This is a genomic window from Streptosporangium sp. NPDC006007, assembly GCF_040614315.1.
GTDB lineage: Bacteria > Actinomycetota > Actinomycetes > Streptosporangiales > Streptosporangiaceae > Streptosporangium.
This window is the reverse complement of sequence record NZ_JBEXUG010000022.1, coordinates 73,031-97,874: the sequence shown is the minus strand read 5'-3', so window position 1 is coordinate 97,874 and position 24,844 is coordinate 73,031. Positions and strand designations below refer to the sequence as shown.

The 24,844-nt window shown below is 71.2% G+C and carries 21 protein-coding genes; 8 read left to right on the top strand and 13 right to left on the bottom strand.

Features of this window, described 5'->3' with window-relative positions:
- Nucleotides 1-485 precede the first annotated feature (485 nt).
- On the bottom strand, nucleotides 486-1,379 hold the full coding sequence (locus ABZ194_RS18710) for a potassium channel family protein (protein ID WP_355597781.1): 894 nt from the start codon (nucleotides 1,377-1,379) through the stop codon (nucleotides 486-488).
- Nucleotides 1,380-1,438: 59 nt separating this feature from the next.
- Between ABZ194_RS18710 and ABZ194_RS18705 the strand changes: the two genes are divergently transcribed.
- Together ABZ194_RS18705 and ABZ194_RS18700 are read left to right on the top strand one after the other, a co-directional pair.
- Nucleotides 1,439-1,633, top strand: coding sequence for a hypothetical protein (locus ABZ194_RS18705; RefSeq protein ID WP_355597793.1), 195 nt, complete (start codon nucleotides 1,439-1,441; stop codon nucleotides 1,631-1,633).
- Nucleotides 1,630-2,118 carry a DUF2867 domain-containing protein gene (locus ABZ194_RS18700; protein WP_355597791.1) on the top strand — a complete coding sequence of 163 codons (489 nt, stop codon included), beginning with the start codon at nucleotides 1,630-1,632 and terminating at the stop codon, nucleotides 2,116-2,118. The genes ABZ194_RS18705 and ABZ194_RS18700 overlap by 4 nt, the downstream gene beginning before the upstream one ends.
- A 120-nt stretch (nucleotides 2,119-2,238) precedes the next feature.
- Here ABZ194_RS18700 and ABZ194_RS18695 read toward each other — a convergent pair whose 3' ends face one another.
- From ABZ194_RS18695 to ABZ194_RS18680, 4 genes are all read right to left on the bottom strand, one after another.
- Nucleotides 2,239-3,138, bottom strand: coding sequence for an ABC transporter permease (locus tag ABZ194_RS18695; protein ID WP_355597779.1), 900 nt, complete (start codon nucleotides 3,136-3,138; stop codon nucleotides 2,239-2,241).
- Nucleotides 3,128-3,919, bottom strand: a complete 792-nt coding sequence (locus ABZ194_RS18690) for an ABC transporter ATP-binding protein (RefSeq protein WP_355597777.1) — start codon at nucleotides 3,917-3,919, stop codon at nucleotides 3,128-3,130. Before ABZ194_RS18690 ends, ABZ194_RS18695 begins: the two co-directional genes overlap by 11 nt.
- A gap of 30 nt (nucleotides 3,920-3,949) precedes the next feature.
- Nucleotides 3,950-5,014: an ABC transporter substrate-binding protein gene (locus ABZ194_RS18685; RefSeq protein WP_355597775.1), complete on the bottom strand. Its 1,065-nt coding sequence runs from the start codon at nucleotides 5,012-5,014 to the stop codon at nucleotides 3,950-3,952.
- A gap of 257 nt (nucleotides 5,015-5,271) precedes the next feature.
- Nucleotides 5,272-6,645: an LCP family protein gene (locus ABZ194_RS18680; protein ID WP_355597773.1), complete on the bottom strand. Its 1,374-nt coding sequence runs from the start codon at nucleotides 6,643-6,645 to the stop codon at nucleotides 5,272-5,274.
- A 232-nt stretch (nucleotides 6,646-6,877) separates the two neighbouring features.
- Here ABZ194_RS18680 and ABZ194_RS18675 point away from each other — a divergent pair, with 232 nt between their 5' ends.
- Nucleotides 6,878-7,768, top strand: coding sequence for a hypothetical protein (locus ABZ194_RS18675; RefSeq protein ID WP_355597771.1), 891 nt, complete (start codon nucleotides 6,878-6,880; stop codon nucleotides 7,766-7,768).
- Between the two features lie 81 nt (nucleotides 7,769-7,849).
- On the opposite strand, the gene ABZ194_RS18670 is transcribed toward ABZ194_RS18675, so the two are convergent.
- The 5 genes from ABZ194_RS18670 to ABZ194_RS18650 form a co-directional block, all read right to left on the bottom strand.
- Nucleotides 7,850-8,767, bottom strand: coding sequence for an NAD-dependent epimerase/dehydratase family protein (locus tag ABZ194_RS18670; protein WP_355597769.1), 918 nt, complete (start codon nucleotides 8,765-8,767; stop codon nucleotides 7,850-7,852).
- Between the two features lie 108 nt (nucleotides 8,768-8,875).
- A complete protein-coding gene (locus ABZ194_RS18665) occupies nucleotides 8,876-10,462 on the bottom strand; it encodes a class I adenylate-forming enzyme family protein (protein WP_355597767.1) in 1,587 nt (528 codons plus the stop codon).
- Complete coding sequence (locus ABZ194_RS18660) at nucleotides 10,459-11,580, bottom strand: cytochrome P450 (protein ID WP_355597765.1); 1,122 nt, start codon at nucleotides 11,578-11,580, stop codon at nucleotides 10,459-10,461. The genes ABZ194_RS18665 and ABZ194_RS18660 overlap by 4 nt, the downstream gene beginning before the upstream one ends.
- Nucleotides 11,577-12,308, bottom strand: coding sequence for a glycosyltransferase (locus ABZ194_RS18655; RefSeq protein ID WP_355597763.1), 732 nt, complete (start codon nucleotides 12,306-12,308; stop codon nucleotides 11,577-11,579). The genes ABZ194_RS18660 and ABZ194_RS18655 overlap by 4 nt, the downstream gene beginning before the upstream one ends.
- On the bottom strand, nucleotides 12,308-13,267 hold the full coding sequence (locus ABZ194_RS18650) for a ketoacyl-ACP synthase III (RefSeq protein WP_355597761.1): 960 nt from the start codon (nucleotides 13,265-13,267) through the stop codon (nucleotides 12,308-12,310). The genes ABZ194_RS18655 and ABZ194_RS18650 overlap by 1 nt, the downstream gene beginning before the upstream one ends.
- A gap of 1,049 nt (nucleotides 13,268-14,316) precedes the next feature.
- Between ABZ194_RS18650 and ABZ194_RS18645 the strand changes: the two genes are divergently transcribed.
- The 5 genes from ABZ194_RS18645 (at nucleotide 14,317) to ABZ194_RS18625 (ending at nucleotide 18,823) form a co-directional block, all read left to right on the top strand.
- A complete protein-coding gene (locus ABZ194_RS18645) occupies nucleotides 14,317-16,224 on the top strand; it encodes a hypothetical protein (RefSeq protein WP_355597759.1) in 1,908 nt (635 codons plus the stop codon).
- Complete coding sequence (locus ABZ194_RS18640; protein WP_355597757.1) at nucleotides 16,221-16,862, top strand: hypothetical protein; 642 nt, start codon at nucleotides 16,221-16,223, stop codon at nucleotides 16,860-16,862. Before ABZ194_RS18645 ends, ABZ194_RS18640 begins: the two co-directional genes overlap by 4 nt.
- Before the next feature lie 7 nt (nucleotides 16,863-16,869).
- On the top strand, nucleotides 16,870-17,172 hold the full coding sequence (locus tag ABZ194_RS18635; protein WP_355597755.1) for a hypothetical protein: 303 nt from the start codon (nucleotides 16,870-16,872) through the stop codon (nucleotides 17,170-17,172).
- Between the two features lie 247 nt (nucleotides 17,173-17,419).
- Nucleotides 17,420-17,782 carry a metalloregulator ArsR/SmtB family transcription factor gene (locus ABZ194_RS18630; protein ID WP_355597753.1) on the top strand — a complete coding sequence of 121 codons (363 nt, stop codon included), beginning with the start codon at nucleotides 17,420-17,422 and terminating at the stop codon, nucleotides 17,780-17,782.
- A 201-nt stretch (nucleotides 17,783-17,983) separates the two neighbouring features.
- A complete protein-coding gene (locus tag ABZ194_RS18625) occupies nucleotides 17,984-18,823 on the top strand; it encodes a murein L,D-transpeptidase (protein WP_355597751.1) in 840 nt (279 codons plus the stop codon).
- Nucleotides 18,824-18,896: 73 nt separating this feature from the next.
- Here the strand turns inward: ABZ194_RS18625 and ABZ194_RS18620 are convergent, their stop codons facing one another.
- The 3 genes from ABZ194_RS18620 to ABZ194_RS18610 form a co-directional block, all read right to left on the bottom strand.
- Nucleotides 18,897-20,270 (bottom strand): HAMP domain-containing sensor histidine kinase, encoded by a 1,374-nt coding sequence (locus ABZ194_RS18620; RefSeq protein ID WP_355597749.1) that lies wholly within the window; start codon nucleotides 20,268-20,270, stop codon nucleotides 18,897-18,899.
- Between the two features lie 86 nt (nucleotides 20,271-20,356).
- Nucleotides 20,357-23,080 carry an AAA family ATPase gene (locus ABZ194_RS18615; protein WP_355597747.1) on the bottom strand — a complete coding sequence of 908 codons (2,724 nt, stop codon included), beginning with the start codon at nucleotides 23,078-23,080 and terminating at the stop codon, nucleotides 20,357-20,359.
- Between the two features lie 27 nt (nucleotides 23,081-23,107).
- Nucleotides 23,108-24,520, bottom strand: a complete 1,413-nt coding sequence (locus ABZ194_RS18610; RefSeq protein WP_355597745.1) for an LCP family protein — start codon at nucleotides 24,518-24,520, stop codon at nucleotides 23,108-23,110.
- Nucleotides 24,521-24,844: the final 324 nt, after the last annotated feature.

The following is a 24,844-nucleotide window of genomic DNA, read 5'->3' as shown; positions in this document are numbered from 1 at the left end:
CGGCCCGCCACGACGCGCGGTGTATCTGGCGAACAGCGCCGACAGAGTCGTCTTGCCACTGCCGCCCTTACCAACGAATGCCACCCTCACGACGATGATCCAATCTGATTATGAAAATCATTGCAGGCCTGAGAGTGATTATCATGCCACGGCCGAGCCGCGCGTGGGCCGGTTATGGCTGCGGAGAGTGAGGGCCGGGCGATGGCCTGACTGATATTGATGCTTTTCTGGTTAATAGTGATGTTTTGGGTGATTGTGGTGGATAAATCCGGAGGATTCTCCGGGTCGCCCTCGCCGGGATTTTCGTGGTGACGCCGGCCCCGGGCACGGCCGGGCTGGGACGCACGCTGAGGGCCACCCCGCCCGCGCCTGTGGAGGGACCGGGAAGGCCGTCATGGTGGCCGCCGGCACGGTTCCGCTCGCCGGCACGGTTCCGCTTGGCGGGCACGGTCCCGCCCGGCGGGGCGTCGCAGCGGTCCGGGGTGTCAGCGGTCCGGGCCGTCCGCCCGCCGCCGGCCGTGGCCGGTGTCGTCGGGCTCAGGGCCTTCCGCCGGTCGGCGCGGGCCGCGCGGCCCCTCCGGCGCGTCGCGCGGCGGCCGGAGGGGCTCGGCGCTCCGCGCCTCGTCCTCCTTCCGCGGATCTCCCAGGTGACCCAGGTCGTGGAAGCGGGTGGTGAACCAGGAGGCGAAGGAGGCGGTGACCACGCCCAGCAGGCCGAGGCCGCCCAGCATGAGCACCCCGCCGACCCATCGGCCCCTGGCGGTGACCGGATAGACGTCGCCGTAGCCCACGGTGGCGATCGTGCTGATCGCCCACCACGCGGCGTCACCGAAGCTGTGGATGGTCGCCCCCGGCGCGCCGCGCTCCACATGCAGTACGGCGAGGGCCGAGGTGAGCCCGAACAGCAGGGCGGTGAGCCCCGCGTAGGCCGCGACCTGCGCCTGGAACTCCAGCCTGCCCCGCCGGCGCCGGATCGACGCTCTGCTGATCATGCTCACCGCCCGGAGCGGGCAGAGGGTGGGTACGGCCAGGATCACCAGCGCCAGCCAGTTGCCCCGCAGGAACGCCCGGCGGTCGGGGGTGAGCGCCAGCCGTACGACGACGTCGGCGGCGAACAGCGTCCAGGTGCCCAGCAGGACCGTCCGGCACACCGCGGCCCACGGGTGGGGGAGGCCGGGGGCCAGCACCAGCGCCGCGAAGGCGGCCAGGAAGGCCAGGGAGGCGAGGATCAGCGGAATCTCGCTCGCGCCCTCCCAGCGCCGCAGCCGGGAGGGGACGCTCCCGGAGTGGGACGGCCGCGTGGGGACACCTCCCCGACGGGGCGGTTCGCCCGCCGCCGGGGCCTCCCCCTCAACTCGATGCCTGCCCGTAACGGACATGGTAGTTACGGGCGCCGGGCGAAGTGGTGGCGGGCGCCTGGGGAGGGGGCGGGTGTCGCGTGGAACGTCGCCGCGGGGTTCCGGAGATCAGGGTATGGCGGCGTACCAAACCGTATGGCACGGTAGGGGCGTGGCCGACAGAACAGGACCGGCTGGACGAGGGGCTCACGATTCCGGCCGCCCAGGGGGTTCCGGCGCTGACCATCGAGCCGCTGCGCGAGCGGCTCGCGCCGACCAGGGGGTCCTTACCCTGACCGGTGGCCTGCCCCGGCTCCGCGCGCTGATCGAGGGCGCCGACCACGTGGACGTCAAGACCGTCGAGGGGGACCTTCCCCTCAGAGAGTTCCTGTACGGGCTCCTCTCCTGGCAGCCGGGCTGGGTGCGATTCCTCTACCGGATCCGGGCCGTGCTCGTGCGGCTGCTCGGCATGCGGCAGGAGGGCGTGCCGTCCGCCTCGGGGATCCGGCCCGAGGACATCTCGTTCACCCCCGGTGACAGGGCCTCGTTCTTCACCGTGGTCGACGCCGAGGAGGACCGTTTTTTCGTGGCGGGCGTCACCGAGTCGCATCTCACCGCCCATCTCGCGGTGGTGGCCGAGCCCGGACGCTTCCACGTCGTCACGATCGTGAGGTATCACCGCTGGACCGGTCCGGTCTACTTCACCGTCATCCGGCCCTTCCACCACCTGGTGGTCCTGAGCATGGCGAGGGCGGGGGCCCGGGGAGCGCGTCCCTCGTGACGCGGGCGGGGGTGACCTCGCTGGGCGGGTTCTCCCCGTGCGCGCCCTCCACACGGCGGCCGGCGGGCCGGCGACCCCGGGCCGGCCGGCCCGCCGGGAGAGCCCGGGACCGCATGCCGGTCAGTCGCGCACCCGCTCCAGGCCCCAGCGGCGGCGCAGGGTGGTGTCGGCGGTCTCGAACAGCAGGTCGACGCCGATGCCGATGATCAGGATCACGATCATCGTGGCGAGCAGGCCCGCCGAGTCGGCGAGCTCGCGATCGTAGTAGAGCCGCTCGCCCAGCGAGGACTGGTGGGCGATGATGACCACCAGCTCACCGGCCATCAGCGAGCGCCAGGCGAAGGCCCAGCCCTGTTTGAGCCCGGCGAGGAACGACGGCAGCGACGCGGGCAGGATCACGTGCCGGTACAGCTGCAGGCGGCGGAAGCCGAGCACGTGACCCGCGCGCAGCAGGGTCGGCGAGGTGTAGTCCACCCCGGTGATCAGGCCGTTCGCGATGGACGGCGCGGCGCCGAGGACGACCACGAAGGTGATCGCGCTCTCGGTCAGCCCGAACAGCAGGATGGCCAGCGGGAACCAGGCGATCGACGGCATGGTCTGCAGGCCGGTGATCAGCGAGCCGAAGGCGGCCCTGAGCACCCCGACCCGGGACACCAGGGCGCCGACAGCCAGCCCGACCAGCACCGACACGGCGAAACCGGTGACCGCGCGGCGCATCGTCACCGCGACGGCCTGCCAGTATTCGGGGGTGGACAGGCGCTCGCCGAGCTTGCCGAAGGTCTCGGCGGGGCCGGCGAAGACGTACTCGGGCCAGCGTCCGCTCCACACCACGACCTGCCAGATCGCCAGCACGATGCCGACGGCCACGACCATCGGCCAGAGGCGGCCCCAGACGCGCCCGGCCCGTCCGCCGCTCCCGCTCCCGCCCAGTTCGAGGGCGTCCAGACCGGCGAGCCGCCGGGCGTGGAGATCCGAGGAGTCGGCGGGGGAGCCGGCGGGGGACGCCTGCTCAACGGCCATGGCGGAGCACCTCCTGGCGCAGCCGGTCGGTGATGGCGGCGGCGAGCGTGGCGACCCGGGGTGAGTCGATGACGCGGGGGCGGTCGATCCCGACCGGGAACTCCTCGGCCACCCGGCCCGGCCGGCTGCTCAGCAGGACCACCCGGTCGCCGAGCCGTACGGCCTCGCGGACGTTGTGCGTGACGAACAGCACGCTGAGCCCGCGCTTCTGCCAGATCCGTTCGAGCTCGTCGTGGAGCAGGTCGCGGGTCATCGCGTCCAGCGCGCCGAACGGCTCGTCCATCAGCAGCACGTCGGCGTCCTGGGCGAGCGCGCGGGCCAGGGAGACCCGCTGGCGCATACCGCCGGACAGCTCGTGCGGGCGCTTGGCGCCGAAGCCGCCCAGGTGGACGATCTCCAGGAACTCCGCGGCCCTGTCCCGCCGCTCCTTTCCGGCCACGCCCTGTACCCGCAGCGCCATCTCGACGTTGGCGGAGACGGTGAGCCACGGGAACAGCGCCGGTTCCTGGAACATCATGGCGATCTTCCGGCCCTGGGTGTCGATCCGGCCGGCGGTCGGCCTGTCCAGCCCGGCGACCAGCGAGAGCAGCGTGCTCTTGCCGCAGCCGGACGCGCCGAGCAGGCTGACGAACTCGCCCGGCCGGACGGAGAGTGAGACGTTGTCGAGAGCCGGCAGCCCGTTCCTGCCCTGGCCGTAGGTCTTGGAGACGCCGTCCAGCCGGATCGCGGGCCTGTCGCCCTCGGTCCGGCCGGCCGCCCGCTCCGTGAGCGGAGTCGTCATGTGCCCTCCTGGTGGTTGTCGGTCGGGCGGTTATCTGTCGGCTACCTCTGCCTGGCCGCCGGCCTTGAGGATCTCGTTGAGGGACCTCAGGTCGTAGATGCCGTTCAGGTCGACCGGCTCCAGCAGCCCGACCTTGACCGCGTGGTCCGCGCTGCCGATCAGCGAGGCGGCGATCGGGTCGTTGGTGAAGGTGATGTTCTTGAACGCGCTGTCCAGGACCTCCTGCTTGAGCGGCTTGCCGCTCAACCTCTCCAGCGCGGCGTTCACGGTCTTGGCGGCGTCGGCCGGGTCTGCGTTGATGGCGGCGTTGGCCTCGACGTGGCCTTCGAGAAGCCGCTTGACCGCCTCCGGGTGCTCGGCGGCGAACTCCTGGCGGACGATCAGGTGAGTGATCACGAACTGCCTGCCGGGCCAGAGGTCGCGCTCGTCGACGAGGATCTTGCCCTTGCCCTCCAGGACCAGGCGGCTGGCGAACGGCTCGGGCACCCAGGCGCCGTCGATGTCGCCGGTGGCGAAGGTCTGCAGGGTCTGGGAGTTCTCCTGGGGGACGATGTGCACGTCGCCGCCGCCCTTGGTGTCGGTTCGCAGGCCCTTCTCCCCCAGCCAGTGGCGCAGGGCCACGTCCTGGGTGTTGCCGAGCTGCGGCGTGGCGATCTTCTTTCCCCTGAGGTCCTCGGCGCCGTTGATCCCGGGTTTGACGACCAGGTAGACGCCCCCGGAGGCCGCACCGGAAATGATCTTGATTGCCCTGCCCTTCGACTTGGCCCAGGCGTTGACGGCCGGGTTGGGGCCGATGTAGGTGGCGTCGACGGCGCCGGAGAAGACCGCCTCGATCGCGGCCGGCCCCGCGTTGAAGGTGCTGGTGGTGAGCTTGGTGCCGCCGAGGTGCTTGGCGAACAGGCCCTTTTCGACGCCGACCAGCGCCGTGGAGTGGGTGATGTTCGGGAAGTATCCGAGCCGGACCTCCGCGAGGCCGTCCCCGCCGCCGGAGGCCGCGGCCCCCGGCGCCTTTGAGCCCCCGCAGGCGGTTGCCAAGGTCGTGAGCGTCAGTACGGCCAGCGCCGCCACCACCCCGCGAACCCCGCGAGCGTTCATGCCTACTCCCTAATTCCTACTTAATAAGTCGGTTAGGTGCATATAAGGGCTCGGTGAGGGTGTGTGTCAAGCCGGAAAGTCCGCAGCGGGAGGCACCGTTACCGCTTCGTACTCTTCCGTGCGGCCTCGGTGACCGTCCCGGGGGTCGATCGGGCGGACGGGTGCCCGGTGGACGCTCGAAGGTGACGTGAGGGGGGATCAGCGGGAGGGCTCGACGGGAGGGCTCGACGGGGCCGGCCGTGGCCGGCCGCGGGGCGTCAGCCGCAGATGGCGTCCAGGCTGGCGGGCCTGTCCGCGCCGTGCCGGTGGGCGTTGCCCGAGGAGCCGGAGGTGGCGGAGGAGGCGCCGGCCGACCTCGCCAGTACGGCGCCGACCTTGCGCTTGATCAGGTCGTAGTCGGGGTTGCCGGTGTCGATCAGCGGCGGGACGAACTGGAAGCTTCTGATCTTGGAGCTCTTCACCTTCTCCGACAGCTCGATCAGGTTCGGCAGCAACTCCTGCGGAATGTCGGTGGAGACCGCGTTCTTCGCGGCGTCGGTCAGCCTCTCGAAGCTCTTGAGCACCGTCACCGGATCGGCCTGCTTGGTGACGGCGTTCATCAGGCACTTCTGCCGGCCCATCCGGACATAGTCATCACTGTAGGTGCGAGCCCTGCCGAACCAGAGCGCCTCCTCACCCGACAGCCTGCGGGTGCCCGGCTGGATCAGGCCCTCGTTCTGCCTGCCGTACACGATGGGATCCTTGACGGTGAGCCTCACCCCGCCCATCGCGTCGATGATCTTCGCGAAGCCGAACATGTCGACCATCACGTAGTGGGTCACGTCGAGCCCGGTGAAGTCGCTGATCGTCCTCTTCAGCAGCGCCGGGCCGCGCCGGCCCTTGGCGGCGCCGGGGACCATGGCCGGGTAGTCCTCGGCGTACTGGAAGACCTCGTTGAGCATGCCCGGCGTGTACGGAGGCTCGCCCTTGAAACCGTAGGGGAAGCGGTCGTGGGCCGGACCGGGCGGCATCGGGACGTTCTCCAGGTTCCTGGGCAGGCTGAACAGGATGGTCGCGCCGGTCCTGGTGTCGACGCTGGCCACGGTCATGCTGTCGGTGCGCACCCCGGGCCGGCCGGCCGCCGCGTCCGCGCCGATCAGCAGGATGTTGAGCCGCTCGCGCCCCTTCCACGGGTCCACCGGGATCGGGATGGCGCTCTCGGCGAAGACGGAGGTCACCATTCTCTGGGAGAGGTAGGCCAGCCGGGCCGCGTAGGCCATCGGGGCCACGATCAACGCGCAGAGCAGCCCGACCGCGACGGCCGACAGGTAGCGGGCCGGAGCGGTCGGCGACTCCGGCCGGACCAGCTGGTAGGAGCGGATGACCACGGCCACCGTGACGGCGGCGAGGAGCAGCGCGCCCAGCGCGAAGGTCCAGAGCCAGATGGGCTGCACGGCCAGGGAGAGCAGTTCCGGCCGCGCGGTGACGAGGGCGGCCGTGATCGAGGTGACGATGATCGCGTAGACGCCCATCAGCGCGGCACCCGTCGCCCGCCGGCCCACCCACAGATGCGCCAGGCCCCACAGCACGGCTGATCCCAGCGTGAGCGCCAGGCTCGACCTGACGTTCAGACGACTCCTGTTACCTGCCATCTGCTCAACATCTCCCGTCCATTGCCCCCCATGTTGCAGATTAGTAACGGTTTTCGGGTGAATGGACTATGTACCCTCACGACGCGCTGAGAAGCCTGAGTCAAGATTCAGTGCGTGGATGTCCGACGGTTCCGGGGGTTACCGACCCTCAAATCACCGTCAAGAAGGACACCTGCCGGGTTTTGCCCGGCGGAGAGGGGGATTCCCAGGTAAGGCCTGCGAGGGAGACCCCGTGCGAAGAACGATCAGTGTGATCCTCATCGTGCTCGGCTGCGTTTCGGCGCCGCTCGCCCTGGTCGGATTCTGGGTGACGGAGGAGATCGGCAACACCGATCGCTACGTCGAGACGGTGGCCCCGCTGGCCGGGGACCAGGCCGTCCAGAACGCCGTCACGGAGCGGATCACCACCGCGATCATGCGGCCACTGCGGAAACTGGACCCCTCCGTCTCCGACGCCTCGGTACACGGGGCCGTGGACGCGGTCGTCGGTGGTGAGGACTTCCCCGCGGTCTGGGCGCGCGTCAACCGGGTGGCGCACCGGCAGGTCTCCGCGATCCTCTCCGGCGAGGGCAGCCCCCCGCTCTCCGCGCGGGGCGGGACCGTCGCCCTCGATCTCGCCCCGGTGTACGAGCCGGCCAGGCGGGCGCTGGTGGACGCCGGACTGCCGATCGCCGCCCGCCTTCCCGACCTGCACCCCATGGTCGAGCTGTTCTCCTCGGCGGAACTGGAGAGGGCACAGACCGTCTACGCCTGGCTGACCAGGCTGAAGCGGGTCCTGCCGGTCCTGTCGGTGGTCCTGCTCGTGGCGGGGGTGCTCCTGGCGAGGAACCGGGAGATCGCCCTGATCGGCGCCGGACTCGGCCTGGCCGCCGGCATGGCCGTGCTCGCCGTGGCCCTGGCCGTCGCCCGCGGCGTCTACCTGCCCACCCTCGACGGCGGAGGGGTACAGGCCGACGCTCTGACCGCGATCTTCCACGCGCTGACGGGTTTCCTCCGGGGCGGCATGCGCCTGATCTTCGCGGCCGGGCTGATCCTGGCGGGGACGGTCTTCCTCCTGCGCCGCAGACGGGCCTCCCGCCCAAGCCCGGCCGGTACGGGGCCCGCGACGGGGACGCGGATCTGACCCGTCGCCCGGCTCACCGGAACGGCGCGTCACCGGTCCGCTCGGCGGTGCGTCACCACCGTGCGGCGCCCGCCGGCGAGGTCACCACCGTGCGGCGTCCGCGAACGAGGTCGCGGCCGGACGGTAGCCGAGCCGGTCGCGGGCGGCGGTGATGTCCAGGGTCCGTTCCACGGCCAGGTGCCCCACCGCGTAACGGGTGAGCCGGGGCGGATCCGCCCGCCGGAGGAGCCGGAACGCCGCCTCGGCGGCGACGGCGAGCGGCTCCACGAGCGCGAGGGGCAGATAGTACGGCTCGGCGTCGACGCCGCGCTCCTTCAGGATCGCCCGCAGGGCGTCGTCGAGGACGACGGGTTCGGCGTCCGCGACGTTGAAGACACCGTGCCCGACGGGACCGGCCGCGGCGAGCAGGCATGCCTGGACGAGGTTGTCCACCGAGGTCAGGCTGATCCGCTGGCGCCCGTCCCCAACGGCCAGGAGCCTGCCCTTGCGCACCGCTCCGAGAACCCGGGGGAGCAAGGTCGTGTCCCCCCTGCCGTAGACGGCGTGCGGCCTGAGGACGACGGCCCTCTCCAGCACCCTCTCCGCGGCGGCCTTCGAGGCCCCGTAGGCGTTGACGTACCGATCGGCCGGCGCCGTGTCCTCGGCGGCCATGACGGTCGGCCGGAACGGGTCGTAGACGCTGGCCGTACTCACGTGCACGAACCTGGCCCGGGGGAAGGCCGCCGCGGCGTTGCGGGTGCCGTCCACGTTGGCCGCCCAGATCTCCTCCGGAGGCCCCCAGTCGGTGACGCTCCCGGCGCAGTGGATCACCGCGTCCACCTCCGGCGGTTCCGGCCTGTCGCCCAGGAGATCCCAGCGCGTGTACGGCGCGCCGCCCACGTGTCCGGGCTCCACGGCCGGCCTTCTGCCGAAGGCGGACACCGTCCACCCCTCGCGTACGGCCGCGCGGCAGACCGCCCCGCCCACGAACCCCGACGCCCCCGTCACCCCGACCCTCACCGCCCCCTCGCCCTCCTCCCCGAGTCCGCGGGGGGCGGGCTCGCGGGGGTCGGGTTCGCGTCTCCGCCCGGCCGGGTCCGCGGGGCGCCGGGCCGGTGGCCGTACCGCTCAGGCACGGCGGGCGACCAGCTCTCGCAGAGCCGCCCGGTCGAGCTTGTCGGCGCGGCCGGAGCGGGGGAAGGCGTCGAGGGGCTCGATGCGGTCGGGCAGGGCCGAGGCGTCCACGATCTCGGGAAGGGCCTTCCTGAGCAGGCCCTCGTCGTAGTCCCCGGCCGGGATGACGGCCAGCACGACCTCCTCGTCCCCGGTCTCGGGGTCGGCCAGCCCGACGATCGCGGCCTCGGCCACGCCGGGCAGGGCGGCCACGGCGGGTTCGTAGAGGCCGGGGTAGATGTTCACCCCGTCACGGAGGATCATGTCCTTCTTCCGGCCGAGCAGGACCAGCCGGCCCTCCTCAAGACGGACCAGGTCGCCGGTGGCGACCTCCCGCAACGGCTCCTCGCCGAGGTAACGCCGGGCGAGGTGCGGCCCGGACACGAACAGCTCGCCGTCGTCGGCGATCCGGACGCCCACCCCGGGAAGGGGGGCGCCCAGGAGGTCGCCCTCGGCCTGGGCGAGCTTCTCCCGGGCGGAGGCGACCGCGATCGGCAGCGCCTCGGTCATCGCGTAGACCGACAGCACCTCCGGTCCGGCCTCCATCGCCCGGCGGAGCACGGCCGGGGGCGCGGGCGCCGCGCCGAGCAGCAGGTAGCGCAGCGTCTCCGGCAGCCTGGGTGTCCGGCGCAGCAGCCGGTCCAGGTGCACGGGGACGGCGAAGGCGTGGGTGGCCCTCCTGGTGGCCAGCTCGTCGGCGAGGTCGCCGTTCCCCGGCAGCGACCAGGTCGCCCCGGCCAGTAGCGCGGGAAGTCCCAGCATCAGCTGGTCGGTGTGGACGATGTCGCCGGGTTCCAGCGGGAAGGCGCTCCGGAACAGCTCCAGTCCCGCGGCCAGCGACCCTCGGGTGTGCACCACTCCTCGTGGACGCGCCGTGGTTCCCGAGGTGAAGATCACCGCCGCTGCCTGATTTGCTGAAATTTCGGATATGTCCGGTGCCTTGGCGTCGGACATGTCCGCCGGGCCGGTGACGGGGTGAAGGAGGCGGGAGAGGCGTAGGGCGCCTCGGGGCACTCCCGGCAGCCAGGGGCCCGTGTAGAGGTGACGGACCGGGCGCCCGGGGAGGGGGTCGCGAAGGTTCGGCAGCAGCAGGCCCCGGCGGCGGGCCAGGCCCTTGAACGGCCCGCTCAGCGTGTAGAGCAGGGACTCGGCGATCACCCAGCTTGGCCGGGTGGCGGCCATGCGGGCGGTGAGCACCTCGGGGGCCAGCCCGGGGTCGGCGAGCACCAGCGTCCCGCCGGCGGCCACCGCCCCCAGCGCGAGCGCCACCGCGTCCACCCCCGGCCGCACCGCGAACAACACCCCGTCCCCGGACAGCCCGGCCGCCGCGCCGGCCCGCGTGGTCGTCGCGTCCGGCTGCCCGGCCGCCGCGCCGGTCCGCGTGGTCGTCGTGTGGAGCCGTCCGGTCATGGCGTCGCGGACCGCGTTCACCCGGCGGGCCAGCTCGGCGTAGGAGATCTCCCGGCCCCGGCCGTCGACGATGGCGATCCGCTCGGGCTCCCCCTCGGCGACGGACATGATCCCGGTGATGACGTCGTTCATGTCGCGGTGATCCACAGGTGTTCGTAGGTGGGAATGAGGACTCCTCTGGCCGCGCGCCGCCGTACGACACGCACGTGGTGGGAGAGCAGGACCGAGGTCACCGCACGGATCTCGGCGAGGGCCAGCGGGTAGCCGATGCAGAAGTGCGGACCGGCCCCGAACCAGAGCCGGCGCAGTTCGGGCGGGTGCCCGCGCGACGGGTCGAACGGGCCGTAGGCGCGGGCGCAGTTGTGCGTCACGATCAGCACCCGGTCACCGGGGCGTACCGGCACCCGGCCGACCCGCGCGGGCGAACCCACCGAGCGCAGCATCACCGGTGTCGGCGTGGTGACCCGCATGGCCTCCTCGATCACCCGGTCCAGGTCGTCCACCGGCGTCCGGTGGTCGTGCAGGAGGGCGATCAGCCGGGGCACGAAGGTGGCGACCGTCTCGGTGCCGGTCAGGAAGAAGGCTCCGGCCGCGCCCCGGGCCTCGGCCGCGGACAGGCCCTGCGCCCGCATCCGGCCCATGACGGTGGACTCGTCTCCGGCCTCGTAGGCCGCCTGCGCGACGTCCCCGATCCCGTCCAGCACGCGCCGGGCGCTCGCCACCTGCCGGCCGGTCAGCCGCCGCGAACGCAGCGAGACCATCGAGACGACCCGCTCCCCGTCAGCGAACAGCTCCCTGGCCCGCGCCTCGGAGATCTCGCCCAGCCCGATCACCCGGCAGATCACCGCCCCGGCCATCACCCGCATGGCGTCCACCAGATCGACCGTCTCACCCCGTCCCAGCCGTGCCGAGAGGTCGTCGAGCGGCTCCCGCAGGACATCGGCGACCAGCGCGGAGACGTACGCCGAGGTGAACAACGGCATCAGCTTGCGGCGCAGCGCCAGATGACCCGGGCCCTCCATGTTGAGCAGCACCGAGGGGCCGAGCACCGGCGTCCACAGGTCCCCGGGCGATCCGGGGCCGTCCTTGCGGAACCGCTCGTCGGTCAGTACGGCCCGCGCGGTGGCGGCGTCGTTCACCACCACCCCGAGCCGGGGGACCCGGACCACCGGCCCGAGACGGGCCAGCAGCCGCATCAGCGGGTAGACGAAGGGGTGCGCGGCCAGGTGGAGCCGGGTCTCGTGGTTCACCGGATGTCGATCACTTCGGGCCGGTAATGGTGGTCGGCGTACCAGGCCAGGGTGCCCGCCAGGCCGTACGCGCGCAGCCGGCGGACCGAGCCGAAGACGACCACGTCGCGGCGCGAGCCGTACGAGGAGGTGATCTTGCGGACCCGGTTCACCAGCGCGCGGTCCTCGTGCGTCTCCTCGATCGCGGTCCTGGGAAAACCTCCGGCCCGCTCGTACAGCGAGGCGGTGATGGCCAGTGTCGCGCCGGGCATCATCACGTACGGCCCGAGGTACTCCGGTGACCGGTTGCTCGGCCTGAGGCGGCCGAACGCGGCGGCCACGTCCACCACGAGCGGGATGAAGCGCCGCTCCCAGAACTTCAGCGGGAACTCGTCGGTCCTGGGCAGCAGCCGGCCGCCGACCATCTCCAGCCCGTCGCCGAACGCGCGCCGGATGTTGCGCACCCAGTCGGGGCGGGGCAGGCAGTCGGCGTCGGTCCTGGCCAGGTGGGTCGCGCCGTGCGCGATCGCGTGCCGCATGCCGGTGTCCGATGCGGCGCCGGTGCCCTTCCGGGACTCGGTGACCACCTGGACGCCGTGCCGCCGGACGATCTCGGCGGTGTCGTCGGTGCTGACGTTGTCCACCACGACGAGCGTGAAGTCGCGGTCGTCCTGGCCGGCCAGCGCCCGGAGGGTCGCCTCGATGCCCCCGGCCTCGTTGTAGGCCGGAACGATCACCCAGAGGTCCATCACATCTCCACCAGCATCACGCCCGTGCTGATCCCGCCGCCCAGGCCGAGGAGCGCCACCCGGTCCCCCGGTCTCCAGCCGCCCAGCGCGAGTTGGAGGGGCAGTGTGGCGGAGGCGCAGTTGCCGTGCTCGGGGAGGCTGACCACCAGCCTGTCGTCGGGGATGTCGAGCACCTTGGCGAGGAAGCGCAGGTACGGCAGCGCCACCTGGTGCACCGCCACGACGGCGAAGTCGTCCCAGGTCAGGCCGGTGCGCTTGAGCGCGTTGAGGAAGAGGTCCGGGCCGACCCGTTCGAACGCCTCCTTCAGCCGCCGTCCGTCGCCCCGGAAGTAGGAGTACTCCGGGTCGCGCGGGTGGGTGGAGCCGCCGCCCGGCAGGGTGCCGATCGCCCATGCCGTGGAGTCGGCGGAGAAGTCGCGGTAGAAGATGCCGCGTTCCGGGTCCGCGCTCATCAGCACCGCGGCCCCGGTGTCCGACAGCGTGTATCCGGCGAAGGAGTTCACGAACTCCGTCCGGTCCCTCACCTTCCATCGGATCGCCCGTGACGGGATCTCGCCGGAGCAGACCAGCACCTTGCGGTGGGCCCCGGACAGGATCAGCGCCTCGGCCACCTGGATCCCGTTGAGCATGCTGTTGCAGGCGTTCTTGACGTCGAACACCGGGCACGACAGCCCGAGTTTGGCCGCCACGATGTGCGCGGTCGCGGGCTCCACCATGTCCTGCGAGGCGGAGGCGAAGATCAGCAGATCGGCCTCCGCGTGGTCGAGCTCGCGGGCGGCCTCGGCCGCCAGGTCCGACGCCTGCTGGTGGTCGCCGGCGACATGCCGCGACCGGATACCGGTCAGCCGTTCGACGACACCTCGATAGGGGACGTATCCCTCAATCCGCCGTTCCACCTCCGCGCTGGTCATGGTCCGCTGCGGCAGATACGTCGCGACGCCCGTGATCCGGGCCTTCATCGCTCCCCCTAGCTGGCATCAATTTTCTGAATATCGCGAAATGTACCGAAAAGGCGGGCGATTGTCCTGGTCGGCTGTCCCGGCGGGCTCAGGAGACGGGCCGGACGGGGGCCGGGGTGATCGGCCGCCGTCGACCGCCGTCGGCCGCCGGAAGTGGTCCGCGTCCGGCGCGGCGGCGCGTCCGGACGCGGGAGGGGCGCCACGGGGTCGCGAGGCCGCCTGCCGGGCCTCCTCCCACCTGGCCACGTGCCCTCGTCGCGGCCGACGATCACCCGCCACCCGGGAATCACGGGCTCGGCGGGTGTGGCTCCAGCGCTCTCCAGAGCGCGGGGCGTGTTTCCCGGTGGCCCGGCGGTCCCGCCGTTTTCACCGGGATCCCCGCCGAGTTTTTCCGATGTGCCTCGCCGAGCCTCATGAGCGGGGCCGGCGCGCCCCGTCCAGATCCGGTGAAAGCGCTCCGTGATCTTTATCGCGGCGGGCCAAGTGGCCTCGTCTGCCGGGTTTCCCCGCCGAGCTGCGGCGATAAGTTGAAAAAAGTTCACTCTGTGAACGCCGCGGTGGGAGGGGCCTCGAAACGGCCCCTTCCGGGGGCCCTCAGGCGCCATCGGCGGGAAGGTGTCCGGCGCTCACCCAGTCTCGGTCGGGCCTTATATGAGGCTAAGTGCACCCGATATCTCTTTGATTGGAGCGATTTTTAATCTTCAGGCCCGCAGAGCGCGATGAGAAAGGCTCGCTATGGTTATGAAGGTGCAATTGACCGATATATCCGACCTGAAGGGCATCTTTACGAAAGAGTAAATTGAAAATAATCTTGTCATCGGAGTTGCCGTGTTCCGCCGACCAGGCTGGAGTCCACTGCCTTCATGGCTCATCCATTACCCAGGCCCTCGCCGGCCCCTCAGCCGTCCCCCACCGCTCAGTGGTCCGGCGGTGCCCACGCGCCGCCCACCGCCTCGCCCACCCCCGGTGAACCTCCGTCCGGCCCTCAACAACTCCCGGCCCCGCCCCGGGGAGTGGACGGCGAGTATTCGGGGATTGATCCCGCGCTGATGGACGACTTCGAGCGAGGACTCGGCCGGGCGGCGGACACGCTCGGCCGGAACGAGCCGAGGATCCGCCGCACCCTGCAACAACTCGACCTGGACACCTCAGGACTGAACACTCTGCGTGAGGTGCGGAACTGGATCGGGACCAGCCGTCCCGACCTGCGGCGCCGCAGTGAGACGATCCGCGCCGAACGCACGGAGTGGGGGTCCTTCGCCGGTCTCCCCGGCGGACTGACCGCCTTCGACGAGGCGCTGTACGGCAAGGCCGCCCGCGACCCCGACGTCTACGCGGCGATCGTCAAGCTGACCGAGGGCGCCGAGAAGGGCGAGGCCGACGGGAAGACCCTGGCGGAGCTGGAGAGGCGGACGGGAGACGCGACCTTCGCCACCGCGCTGATGAACGCGATGGGCGCGGCGCGGTTCCGCGACCTGATGGCGAAGACCGTGGGATACGAGAAGGACAAGAAGGTGAGGCGGCTGCAGGTCGCCCTCGGCAAGACGCTGGGCACGGCGAGCTCCCGGCTGGGCGACACCTGGCGCGACGGGCTGACAGCCGGTCTCACCCCCGGCTGGGAGGGGCGGGAGTACCGCGCGATCTCGCTGGCGCTCAAACACGGCGCCTTCGACACCGCCTTCCTGCTGACGGTCGCCAAGAAGATCGACAGTTGGGACCGCACACCGTACCCGCCGGGTACGGACTCGCTCGTCATGGTGCCCCTCATGGAGGCGCTCAGCCGTGATCCCGCCGCGGCTCAGGATTTCTTCGCGGGCGACCCCACCGCGCTGAAGCACTTCCTGACCGAGTGGAGCATGAGCGACGGCGGTGAGGCGCTGGGCAGGGCGCTGGAGGCCGCGATGCTCACCTTCCGTGATCACGACGGCTCGCCGCGGAACCCGTCGCGCGGATATCTCTCGGCCAGGCTGGCCTCGGAGTTCGTGCGTCTGGAAGCCGGGCGGATCAAGGCGGGCGATTCCTTCGAACCGTTCCTGAGACCCGTCACCGTCGGCCGCGTCCTCGCCGGCTACATCAGCGACATCGACTTCGCCGCGCAGAAGGGTGACTCCACGATTACGTCCGGAGTCGGGGGTGCCGACAATCCCAGCGCGCCTGGACAAGACCCCTGGGGGGCGCGGTTCAACAAGGCGGAGTTGCGCCGGGTGATGAAGGAGGCGTTCACGGACTCCAGGGCGTTCGCCTCCGTTCTGGCCGCCCAGACGGTGTTCACCGGCCGGCTTGTCGATCATGGCGCCCTGGAGATGGCCGCCGAGCGCGGCGATGACGCGCTCATGAGCGGCGCGAAACAGGCCGGCGCGGGCTTCGGCATGATCACTGATGCGGCCGGCCTTGCCAAGATCGAGGAAGGCGAGGAGTTGGACGAGGCGCGGCAGCGGAACATGAAAGTGCTCATGGCGGTGGTCAACACCGGATTCGCCGTACCGCAGGCGGGAACCTGGCCGATCACAGCCGGTGCGGTGGGAGCGTGGACGGGCCTGGTCGAGGACGCTTTCAAGGGAGACGCGGAGGCCAGAGCCCGTGACGACGCCAACGCCGCCGTCGACCAGACCCGGGGCCTGCTGCACGATCTCACCGCTCGGGCCATGCTCAGGCACGGCGTGTTCGGCTCGGCCGAACCCGCGGCCACAACGCACCCCTGGGGCTCGCTGGAAGGTCTGAGAAAGGGCGACGACCCCCGCGACAACCCGAACAACTTCCTCAAGGGGGATGGCCGGACGCTCATGACCAAGGACGAGATGATCGATGGAACGGCTACCAGCGGCACCGACAGGTATCGGCGGGTCGAGGCGTACCAGCGGTGGCTCTACCAGGGGCTGTCAGGAAAACCCTGGACGGACGTCGAGGGCCGGCTGGACCTGGGTTTCTCCACTGCCTTCGCTCAATACGCGTCATGACGGAAAGACCTCTGGCTCTGCTGGCGGTGCTGATGTGCGCACTGGCCTTCTCGACCGCGTGCCAGGGCGGCGACGTGAAAATCGACCGCAGTCCGCTGCCCGCGGTGGCCGCCCCGCCGTACATCTGCGGATACATTCCGCTGAAGGCGGTGGAACTGATGACCGGGGTGCATGACCCGCTGATTCGCGGTTACTTCGACCTCACGATTTCCGGAGGTCTCGGCGATGGAGAGTGCGCGGTTTACCGGCGAGATGGTGATCGATTAAAGGTATTGCAGGTCAGCCTTACGCCGGGAGGATACCCCGGAGAGGTTGAAGAGCAGCTCGAAGGTGGAGCCTCGCCGTTGCCGGAAGTCGTCCCCGGCGCCGTCGGCTATTACTTCAGGCGCGCAGGCGGTGAGAACAACGCCGCGTTTTCCACGCTTGTTCGAGGTAGGGCGGAAATTAACGTTCAACTGGAGATGGGCGTCGGAGGACGCGACAACGCCGCCGATGTCGTGGCGCTGATGAGGCTGATCGCGCCGAAGCTGATCACCGATGCCAGCGCTCCGTCGGCGAGCCCGTCGCCGACCCCGCCGGTGAGCCCGCCGGCGAGCCCGTCCGGGAGGACCGCGTCCCCCACCCCGGCGAAGGGCTGATCGGGTCATGGCCGCGCTGGTGCCCAATCCGCTCTACGAGGCGCTGGGAGATGCCCTGCGGACGGTGGAACCGCTGGTCCAGGAGATCGAGAAGGGCATCGAGGCGCCGTGCCGGGACTTTCACGCCGGCAGGGTGTGGACGGGGCCGGCCGCCAGACGCTTCGACGCGCAGCTCGCCCACCAGCGCGCGCGTGTCCGAAACTCGGCGGACAAGATCCTGGCCGACCTGCGCCGGACGCTGGCCCGCACACCACGTCAGGTGACGGAGGAGGAAGCCAGGACGATCAAGCGCAGGTACGGCCTGCCCTGAGGGGAGCTCGCGCACCCGCGACCTCGGCGTGTCGGCCCGCCGGTCTCCGGAGCGTAGACGTGGGGAGGCCGCGCACCCGCGACCGTGGTCGGCCCCGCTCGGGGCCGGACCCCGGCGGATCGTGATGGACCCGGAGTAGGCTGCGGCGAATCACGACGAATCTGAGGCTCGATTCGCATAATCCATTCCCATCGGGGAATTGGTACGATAGTGATTATCATTTGAGCAGCTGTTCAGGAGTTCGCCCATGGATGTCGTCACCGTCCCGGACGTGAGCACCACCGTGGAGCCGGGCGGGGCCGGGGTGGCACAGGACCGGCTTGTCACCGTGGAGGAGGCCACCCAGCTCGCCGAGCTGTTCCGGCTGCTGGGAGACCCGACCCGGGCCCAGCTTCTGTACGCGCTGCTCGAAGCCGGCGAGCTCTGCGTCTACGACCTCACCGAGACGGTGGACGTCAGCGACACCGCCGTGTCGCACGCGCTCCGGCTGCTCCGCACCGCGGGCATCGTGGCCAGCCGCCGGGCGGGGCGGATGATCTATTATCGCCTCGCCGACGGTCACGTCCGGATGCTCCTCGACCTCAGCCGCGAGCACCTCCGCCACGGCTGAGCGGTGAGCGGCGAGCGGCGGGTGGCCGGATGGCGCCGTTCCGAAGGCGCGGGGGGAGGTCGCGGCGAGGCCCCGACGGCCGCCCGCGTGCGCTGACGGCGGGGCGATGGGGCCCGGCCGTTTCCGGCGGGGCGATTCCTTGTGCCCCTCTTTGCGATCCGCGCCATGGCCACCCCGAGCCGCTGGGGTACTTATCGCCATGTGATCAAGTATTTGGCGGGAACGGCGCTTGTGTCCCTTGGCGTGCTGGGGTTCACGGCCCCGATGCCGACCGGTGATCGAACTCTGCATCCCGGTGACTACACGAAGGTGGTGGAGCGGTTGCAGCGGCGGCTTCAGAAGCTGAGGTTCTCACCGGGCCTGGTGAACGGCTACTACGGCGCCGAGACCCAGGTCGCCGTCTGGGCCTTCCAGAAGTCCCAGGGGTTCGTGCCCCAGGACGAGGTCGGGCCGGACACCTGGCGGGCGCTCGCCCACCCGCGCGTCCCGCCGCCGCTCGTGCCCGAGGGCCAGGCCAGGCGAGTGGAGATCGACCTGCGGAGCCGGCTTCTCACCGTCTACCGCGGCTACCGCCCGATGCTGTTCTCCCACGTCGCCACGGGCGCCGGGACCGCCTTCTGCCAGTACGGCCACACCTCCGTGACGACCACCCCGGCGGGGGATTTCCGAGTCGTCAAGCGCGCCCGGCGCCCGACGGCCAATCCTCTGGTGACGACGTACGAGACGTTCTCCTTCAGGGGCGACCCGTGGGCCGCTCTCGGCCTCGGCGCCGGCGGTCTCCTGCAGGGCGGTGTCGTCGGCGGCGTGACGGCGGGCGAGACCACCATCGGCCTGGCCGGGGATCCGGTGCGGCCGGCTTCCACGGCTCGGCCGCTCCCCTCGGCCCGCTCCACCCCGATGACCGGTCCGGCTCCGGCGGCCGGTCCGGTGCCGGCGGCGGGACCGGTCTCGGGATGCGTCCGCGTCCCGGCGCATCTCGCCGAGCGGCTCTTCCGCCTGGTCAGGGTGGGGGACCCGGTGAACATCCGGCACGGGAGGTGAACTCGTGGGCTCGGCTCCGCGGTACGTTCGCGTCCACGGGGCCCGCACGGGGCCGCACGGGTCCGCACGGGGTCTACACGGGGGCGTCGGTGGAGATCGGCAGCCGGAGGGTCAGCCGGGCGCCCCGGCCGTCCGCGCTGTTGGTGACGCGCAGGGTGCCCCGGTGGGCGGAGGCGATGTCCCTGGCGATGGGCAGGCCCAGCCCGCTCCCGCCCGCGTCGCGGCTGCGCGCGGAGTCCAGGCGCATGAACCGTTCGAAGACCTTCTCGTGATTCTCGGGCGGGATGCCGAGCCCGTCGTCGACGACCTCCATGACGGCGTCGTCCCCCTCCCTGCCGACGCGGATCTCCACCTCCTTCACCGCGTGCCGCTCGGCGTTGGCGAGCAGGTTGACCAGTAGCCGGGAGAGCTGGAGCCTGTTGCCCTTGACCACCACGCCGGGGTCGAGGTGAGTGGTCGTCTTGTGCCGGGACGGATGCCGCCGTATCTCGTCGGTGACCAGTTCGGCGAGGCGGATCGTCTCGGGTTCGTCCTGCACCCCGGCGTCCAGGCGGGCGAGCAGCAGCAGGTCGTTCACGATGGCCTGGAGCCGCTCGGCGTCGTGCAGCGCGGACCGCATCGTCGTGGCCGGGTCGTCGATCTCGGGGTCGGCGAGGGCGAGTTCGAGCTTGGTGCGCAGGCCGGTCAGCGGGGTGCGCAGTTCGTGCGAGGCGTCGGAGGTGAAGCGGCGCTGGTTCTCGACGGCCCGTTCCAGCCGTTCGAGCGTCGCGTTGATGCTCTCGGTGAGCTCCGCTATCTCGTTCTCGTTGCCGGGAACGGGCATCCGGCGGCTGAGGTCGAACGCGGTGATCTCGGACATCTCCCTGCGGATCCGCTCCACCGGTTCCAGGGTCCGGCCGACCGCCCACCAGGTGCCCCAGCCGAGCAGTGCGAGGAGCACCAGGGCGAGACCGGCCAGCATGATCTCCAGGGCGTGGCCGGTGAGCACCGCCGGCGCGGGCGCCGCCGCGTAGATCATGACGTTTCCGTAGGGGGAGTTGCTCCGCTGGAGGCCCACGATGATCGAGCAGAGCCGTTCGCCCTGGGGTGACGTCGAACAGGAGACCTTGTCCACCCGGGTGTCGCCGTCGGCGGGCCGGGCGCCGGTGAGCGGGGGCTGTCCCCGGACCGTGGGGCTGGCCGCGATGACCCGGCCGTCGACGTCGACCACCTGGAGGTCGGCGACCTGCTTCGTGGAGGTGAGACTCCTGCCCACCTGTCCTTTGTCGACGAGGTCGCTCGTGTGGCGGGCCGCGGAGGCCACGGATTCGACGGCCTGGTTCAGCGTCCTGGCCCGCAGGCTCAGCGACGTGGTGAGCGCGCCGATTCCCAGTACCACCGCGAAGATCATGACCGTGGTGAGTGTCGCCCGAGCCCGGATCGAGCGAGGGCCCAGCAGTACGGCCACGCTTCCCCCTTAAAAAGCTCTTTTAGCCCATTTAAGGTGTTAGATGTTCATCATTAAGTAAAGGGGATATAACCTCTTCTGGCTGTTTAGCTGAAAAGGGTAATCGTCGCCAGCTCACCACGTGAGGCGACACCAAGCTTGGGATACGCCTTGTAGAGGTGGTATCCGACCGTGCGCGGGCTCAGGAAGAGCTGGGCCGCGATATCCCGGTTGGACAGTCCCTGGGCGGCCAGCCGTACGATCTGCAACTCCTGCGGGGTGAGCCGGGCCAGCACCCCCGGGGCGGAGGCGGTGGGCGCGGCCGACCCGGTGGCGCTCAGCTCCACCCGCGCCCGGCGGGCCCACGGCGTGGCCTCCAGCTGTTCGAAGGTCTCCAGCGCGGCCCGCAGGTGGACGCGGGCGCCGGCCTTCCTCCGGGTACGGCGGAGCCGCTCCCCGTAGAGCAGTTCGGTCCTGGCCCGCTCGAAGGGCCGTCCGTCCAGCCGCAGCGCCGCGACGAAGTGCTCCTCCGAATCCTCAAGCAGGGCCCGGCAGCGCAGCACCAGGGCCTCGGCCCACGGCCGGCGCGTGTAGCGGGCCCACTCCCGGTAGCGCGCGAACGCCCCGGCCGCGCGTTCGGGGACGCCGAGCCGTACCGCCGCCTCCACCAGATCGGGCACGCACCGCGTCTGGGACACCTGGTATCCGCCCGCCGAGGGCTCCAGCCGGGACAGCGCCGCCTCCACCTTGCCGCACCCGAGGTCGAGGGCGCCCAGCGCCCACGTCGTCCACCCGGTGTTCGCCGTACCCTCGCCCAGGGCCTCGGTCACGTGCCTCCGGCAGCGCTCGTCGTCGCCCTCCAGCGCGGCGAGGTAGGCCAGGAAGCTGCCCAGCTGCCCGGCCCACTGCGCCTGCCCGGTGTCTCGCGCGATGCGCAGCCCCTCGGACGCGGTGGTCAGCGCGTCGCGGTGCCGCCCGTGAAACATCTCGGTCTCGGCCAGGAAGAACAGCAGCGTCGGCAGCACCCCGATGTTGCCCAGCGCCCGGGCCTCGGCCACCAGCGATCCGGCGGCCTCACCGACCTCCTCGTCCTGCCCGATCGTCAGCCCCACCCCGCAGAGCTGGACCAGGTCACGCGGGCTGTCCGCACCCGCCCGCCGGGCCTCGGCGACCACCTCGGCCAGCGACGGCAGCGCCGCGCTCCGCGACAGGGCCGTCGTGATGAACCCGACGACCGGTGCCAGCGGGTCCTTCTCGGGCAGGGGCAGCGCGCCGATCCTGGCCACGGTGCGGCCGAGTTCGGGAGCGCCGATGTACCACGCGGTGTGCAGCGCCTGGAGCAGCATGCGCGCCGCCCGAGCCCCCTCCGCCACCTCGGCGCCGCGCAGCAGCGCCTCGTGCGCGGTGTGCGGCGCCCCCCGCAGGAAGTCGGCCGTCGCGCGGACGTGGATGAGCCGTGCCCGAAGGGCCGGGTCCCCGGCCCGCTCCGCGTGGTCCCCGGCCCGAGATCCCTCCCCTTCGGGGAGTCCTCCGGTGGACGCGGGCGCGGCCGGTGCCGTGGAGGCGGCCTCCGCGATTGCGGCCAGCCGCCGCACCCCCTGTTCGGCGAGTGCCCCGGCCCGGTCCAGCTCGCCGGCCCACGCCGCCGTCTCCGCGGCCAGCGTGAGCCGCCGCGCCTGGGTCTCGGGCCGCGCGCTGAGCCGGGCCGCCCGCTCGTAGGCGGTGGCCGCCGCGGCGTAACCGCTGCGGTCACTCGCCCGTACGGCGGTGCGCTCCAGCTCGGCGGCCACCTCCTCGTCGGGGCCGGTCGCGGCCATGGCCAGGTGCCAGGCGCGCCGGTCGGCGTCGTCGGGGCCGTCGAGCGCGGCGGCCAGCGCCCGGTGTACGGCCAGGCGCAGGCTGGGCGGGGTCCCCTGGTAGACGGCGGCCCGGACCAGGGGATGCCGGAAGGTCATGATCCCCGCCTCGACCTGGACCAGCCCGGCGCTCTCCGCCGGGTGCAGGTCCTCCAGGAAGTCCCCGAACCCGGCCGCCGCCCGCAGCACGACGTCCAGGTCACCGGTGTCCTCGGCCGAGGCCACCGCCAGCAGCCCCTGGGTCGCCTCGGGCAGCTGCCTGACCTGCCCGAGGAAGGCGTCCTGGACCCGGCTGGTGAGCGGCAGCGCGGTGCCGTCGGCCGGGGCCGCCGCGGGCAGCTCGATGAGCGCCAGCGGGTTGCCCTGCGCCTCGGCCAGCACCCGGTAGCGGACGACCGGGCTGATGCCGTCGCCCAGCAACGCCGCGGACGCCGTGGCGTCGAGCCCCTTCACCGGCAGCTCCGCCACCCCCTGCGCGGTGAAGGGCTCCCGCGCGGCGATGATCAGCGCGACCCCCTCGGCGTCCAGCCGCCGAGCCGCGAACAGCAGCGCCTCGGTCGAGGCCCGGTCCAGCCAGTGCGCGTCGTCCACCAGGACCAGCAGCGGGCCGTCCTCGGTCAGCTCCGACAGCAGGGAGAGCACGGCCAGGCCGACCAGCAGCCGGTCCCCGGCCTGCACGGAGGCCAGGCCGAAGGCGGCCCGCAGCGCCCGCTCCTGCGGCTCGGGAAGGGCTCTCACCCGGTCGAGAACCGGCCGGAGCAGCAGGTGCAGCCCGGCGAACGGCAGTTCGGCCTCCGACTCCACCCCGGTGCCGCGGAGCACCCGCAGGTTCCCGGCGCCGGCCGCGTGGTTCAGCAGCGCGGTCTTGCCGATGCCTGGTTCGCCGCGTATGAGCAGGGCGCCGCTCCTGCCCGCCTGGGCCTCCGACAGCAGCCGGTTGATCACACCTTGCTCGGTGGCCCGCCCGTACAACATGCCTCGAACCCTACTCAAGAGGGATGATCAGGCGGCTGCGCAGGAGTCGTGGGTGGCGTCGAAACCCTTCAGGCTGTCGAGGTCGTTCCGCCTGGGCGGTTTGAGGCCCTTCCAGTCGTCGCCGATGGTCAGGATCAGCCTGGGCGTGGCCGCCCGCCGGACGAGCCTGCCGGTGGACGCGAGCAGGTCACGGGTGAGGGTGGGCGCCGCCGCCGCGCCGTTCGGCGAGTACGTGATCGTGGTCTTCGGATACGGCCTGCGCGGCGCGTCGCCGATCTTGGCGATGTGGTAGCCCCGCTCCTCCAGCTGGACGGCCACCACCGAGGCCAGGCCGGCGCGGCCGGTCCCGTTGCGCACCTCGACCTGGATCTTGGATCGGGACACCTTGGACTGCCCGCCTTTGACCCCGGACCCGGCGACCGTCTTGTCCCGGGCGACGATCTGGAACAGTTCTCTGCTCTGCGGCTCCACCCACTCCACCCGGCCGGGATAGGTGACCGAGTACCGCCAGGGGGTGGTGATGAAGTGGATCTGCCCGGCGGCGAGGCCCTGGGCGCTGGTCGCCAGGTCCTTCATCACGACCGGGGTGAGATCGGGGTCGGTGGTGACCGACCTGGTGGCCGCGTCGAGGAAACCGAAGAGCCTGGCCGGGTCGGTGAGCGTCTCGCCGCTCATCACCTTCTTGACCATGGAGGCGATGAACATCTGCTGCCGCTGGATGCGCCCGATGTCGGAGCCGTCGCCCAGGCTGTAGCGCGCCCGGACGTACCCCAGGGCCTGCTCGCCCTTGAGCGTCTGGCGGCCCGCGGACAGGTCGAGCAGCGCCTTCTTGTCGTGGATCGGCTCGGGCACGCAGACCTCCACCCCGCCGACCGCGTCGACCATGCCCTTGAAGCCGGTGAAGTCGACCTTCACGAAGTGGTCGATGTGGATGCCGGTGAGCGACTCCACGGTCCTCCAGGTGCAGGTGATCCCGCCGGAGTTGAACGACTCGTTGATCATGCCCAGGTGCGCCCGCTGACCGACCAGTCCCTGCTTGGCCCGGCACTCGGGAAGCTGGACCATCGAGTCGCGGGGAAAGCTGATGACCATCGCGTTGTCCCGCTTCGGCGAGATGTGCGCGAGCATGATCGTGTCGGTCCGCTCGCCGGGGAACCTGCCGTACTTGGCGTTCTTGCCACCACGCTGGTCCGAGCCGACGACCAGGACGTTCACGGCCTTGGTCGCGACCTTCACCGGCCGGGGGCCCAGATCCTCCACGGGGACGTCGATGTGCTTGACGTTGCCGGTCAGCTTGACATAGACGCCGACCACCGTCGCGACCACCACGACCGCGACGGCGGTGACCACGGAGGTCAGCCACCACAGCCATGTGCGCCGCCGCCGGGGCGCGGGCCGGCCCGCCGATTCTGTGGGCGCGTCGATCAACCCGCTACTCACGTGACTCCTGGAGAGAATGGGCCAGGGCGTGCGCCCGTGGCGGAGGAGCCGGTTCCCGGCCGTCGCCGAGTGTACTGATCCTCCGTAAGAGCGGGATAAAGAACGGTAATCAATCCACGTGAGATGAATGAAAGTGATGTCGAGGTAGGGATTCCGGCGGAATCGGTCTCCGAGGGGAAGTCCTTCCGAGAAGATCTGTCCCCGTCGCCATTCGCCGGATGATCCGCGATGGAAATTCCGGAGACATACCGGCCGTGCGGTGGATATTCGACGGCGCGGTGGCGTGGCTGGTCGCGCGGGGCCGTATCGGCAGGGCGGCCGACC

Bases quoted from the DNA above. Each gene is read 5' to 3' on its own strand.
- ABZ194_RS18640 (WP_355597757.1), top strand. From the start codon at position 16,221: ATGACGGAAAGACCTCTGGCTCTGCTGGCGGTGCTGATGTGCGCACTG.
- ABZ194_RS18650 (WP_355597761.1), bottom strand. From the start codon at position 13,267: ATGAAGGCCCGGATCACGGGCGTCGCGACGTATCTGCCGCAGCGGACC.
- ABZ194_RS18630 (WP_355597753.1), top strand. From the start codon at position 17,420: ATGGATGTCGTCACCGTCCCGGACGTGAGCACCACCGTGGAGCCGGGC.
- ABZ194_RS18665 (WP_355597767.1), bottom strand. From the start codon at position 10,462: ATGAACGACGTCATCACCGGGATCATGTCCGTCGCCGAGGGGGAGCCC.
- ABZ194_RS18695 (WP_355597779.1), bottom strand. From the start codon at position 3,138: ATGGCCGTTGAGCAGGCGTCCCCCGCCGGCTCCCCCGCCGACTCCTCG.
- ABZ194_RS18680 (WP_355597773.1), bottom strand. From the start codon at position 6,645: ATGGCAGGTAACAGGAGTCGTCTGAACGTCAGGTCGAGCCTGGCGCTC.
- ABZ194_RS18655 (WP_355597763.1), bottom strand. From the start codon at position 12,308: ATGGACCTCTGGGTGATCGTTCCGGCCTACAACGAGGCCGGGGGCATC.
- ABZ194_RS18685 (WP_355597775.1), bottom strand. From the start codon at position 5,014: ATGAACGCTCGCGGGGTTCGCGGGGTGGTGGCGGCGCTGGCCGTACTG.
- ABZ194_RS18690 (WP_355597777.1), bottom strand. From the start codon at position 3,919: ATGACGACTCCGCTCACGGAGCGGGCGGCCGGCCGGACCGAGGGCGAC.
- ABZ194_RS18710 (WP_355597781.1), bottom strand. From the start codon at position 1,379: ATGTCCGTTACGGGCAGGCATCGAGTTGAGGGGGAGGCCCCGGCGGCG.
- ABZ194_RS18635 (WP_355597755.1), top strand. From the start codon at position 16,870: ATGGCCGCGCTGGTGCCCAATCCGCTCTACGAGGCGCTGGGAGATGCC.
- ABZ194_RS18615 (WP_355597747.1), bottom strand. From the start codon at position 23,080: ATGTTGTACGGGCGGGCCACCGAGCAAGGTGTGATCAACCGGCTGCTG.
- ABZ194_RS18645 (WP_355597759.1), top strand. From the start codon at position 14,317: ATGGACGACTTCGAGCGAGGACTCGGCCGGGCGGCGGACACGCTCGGC.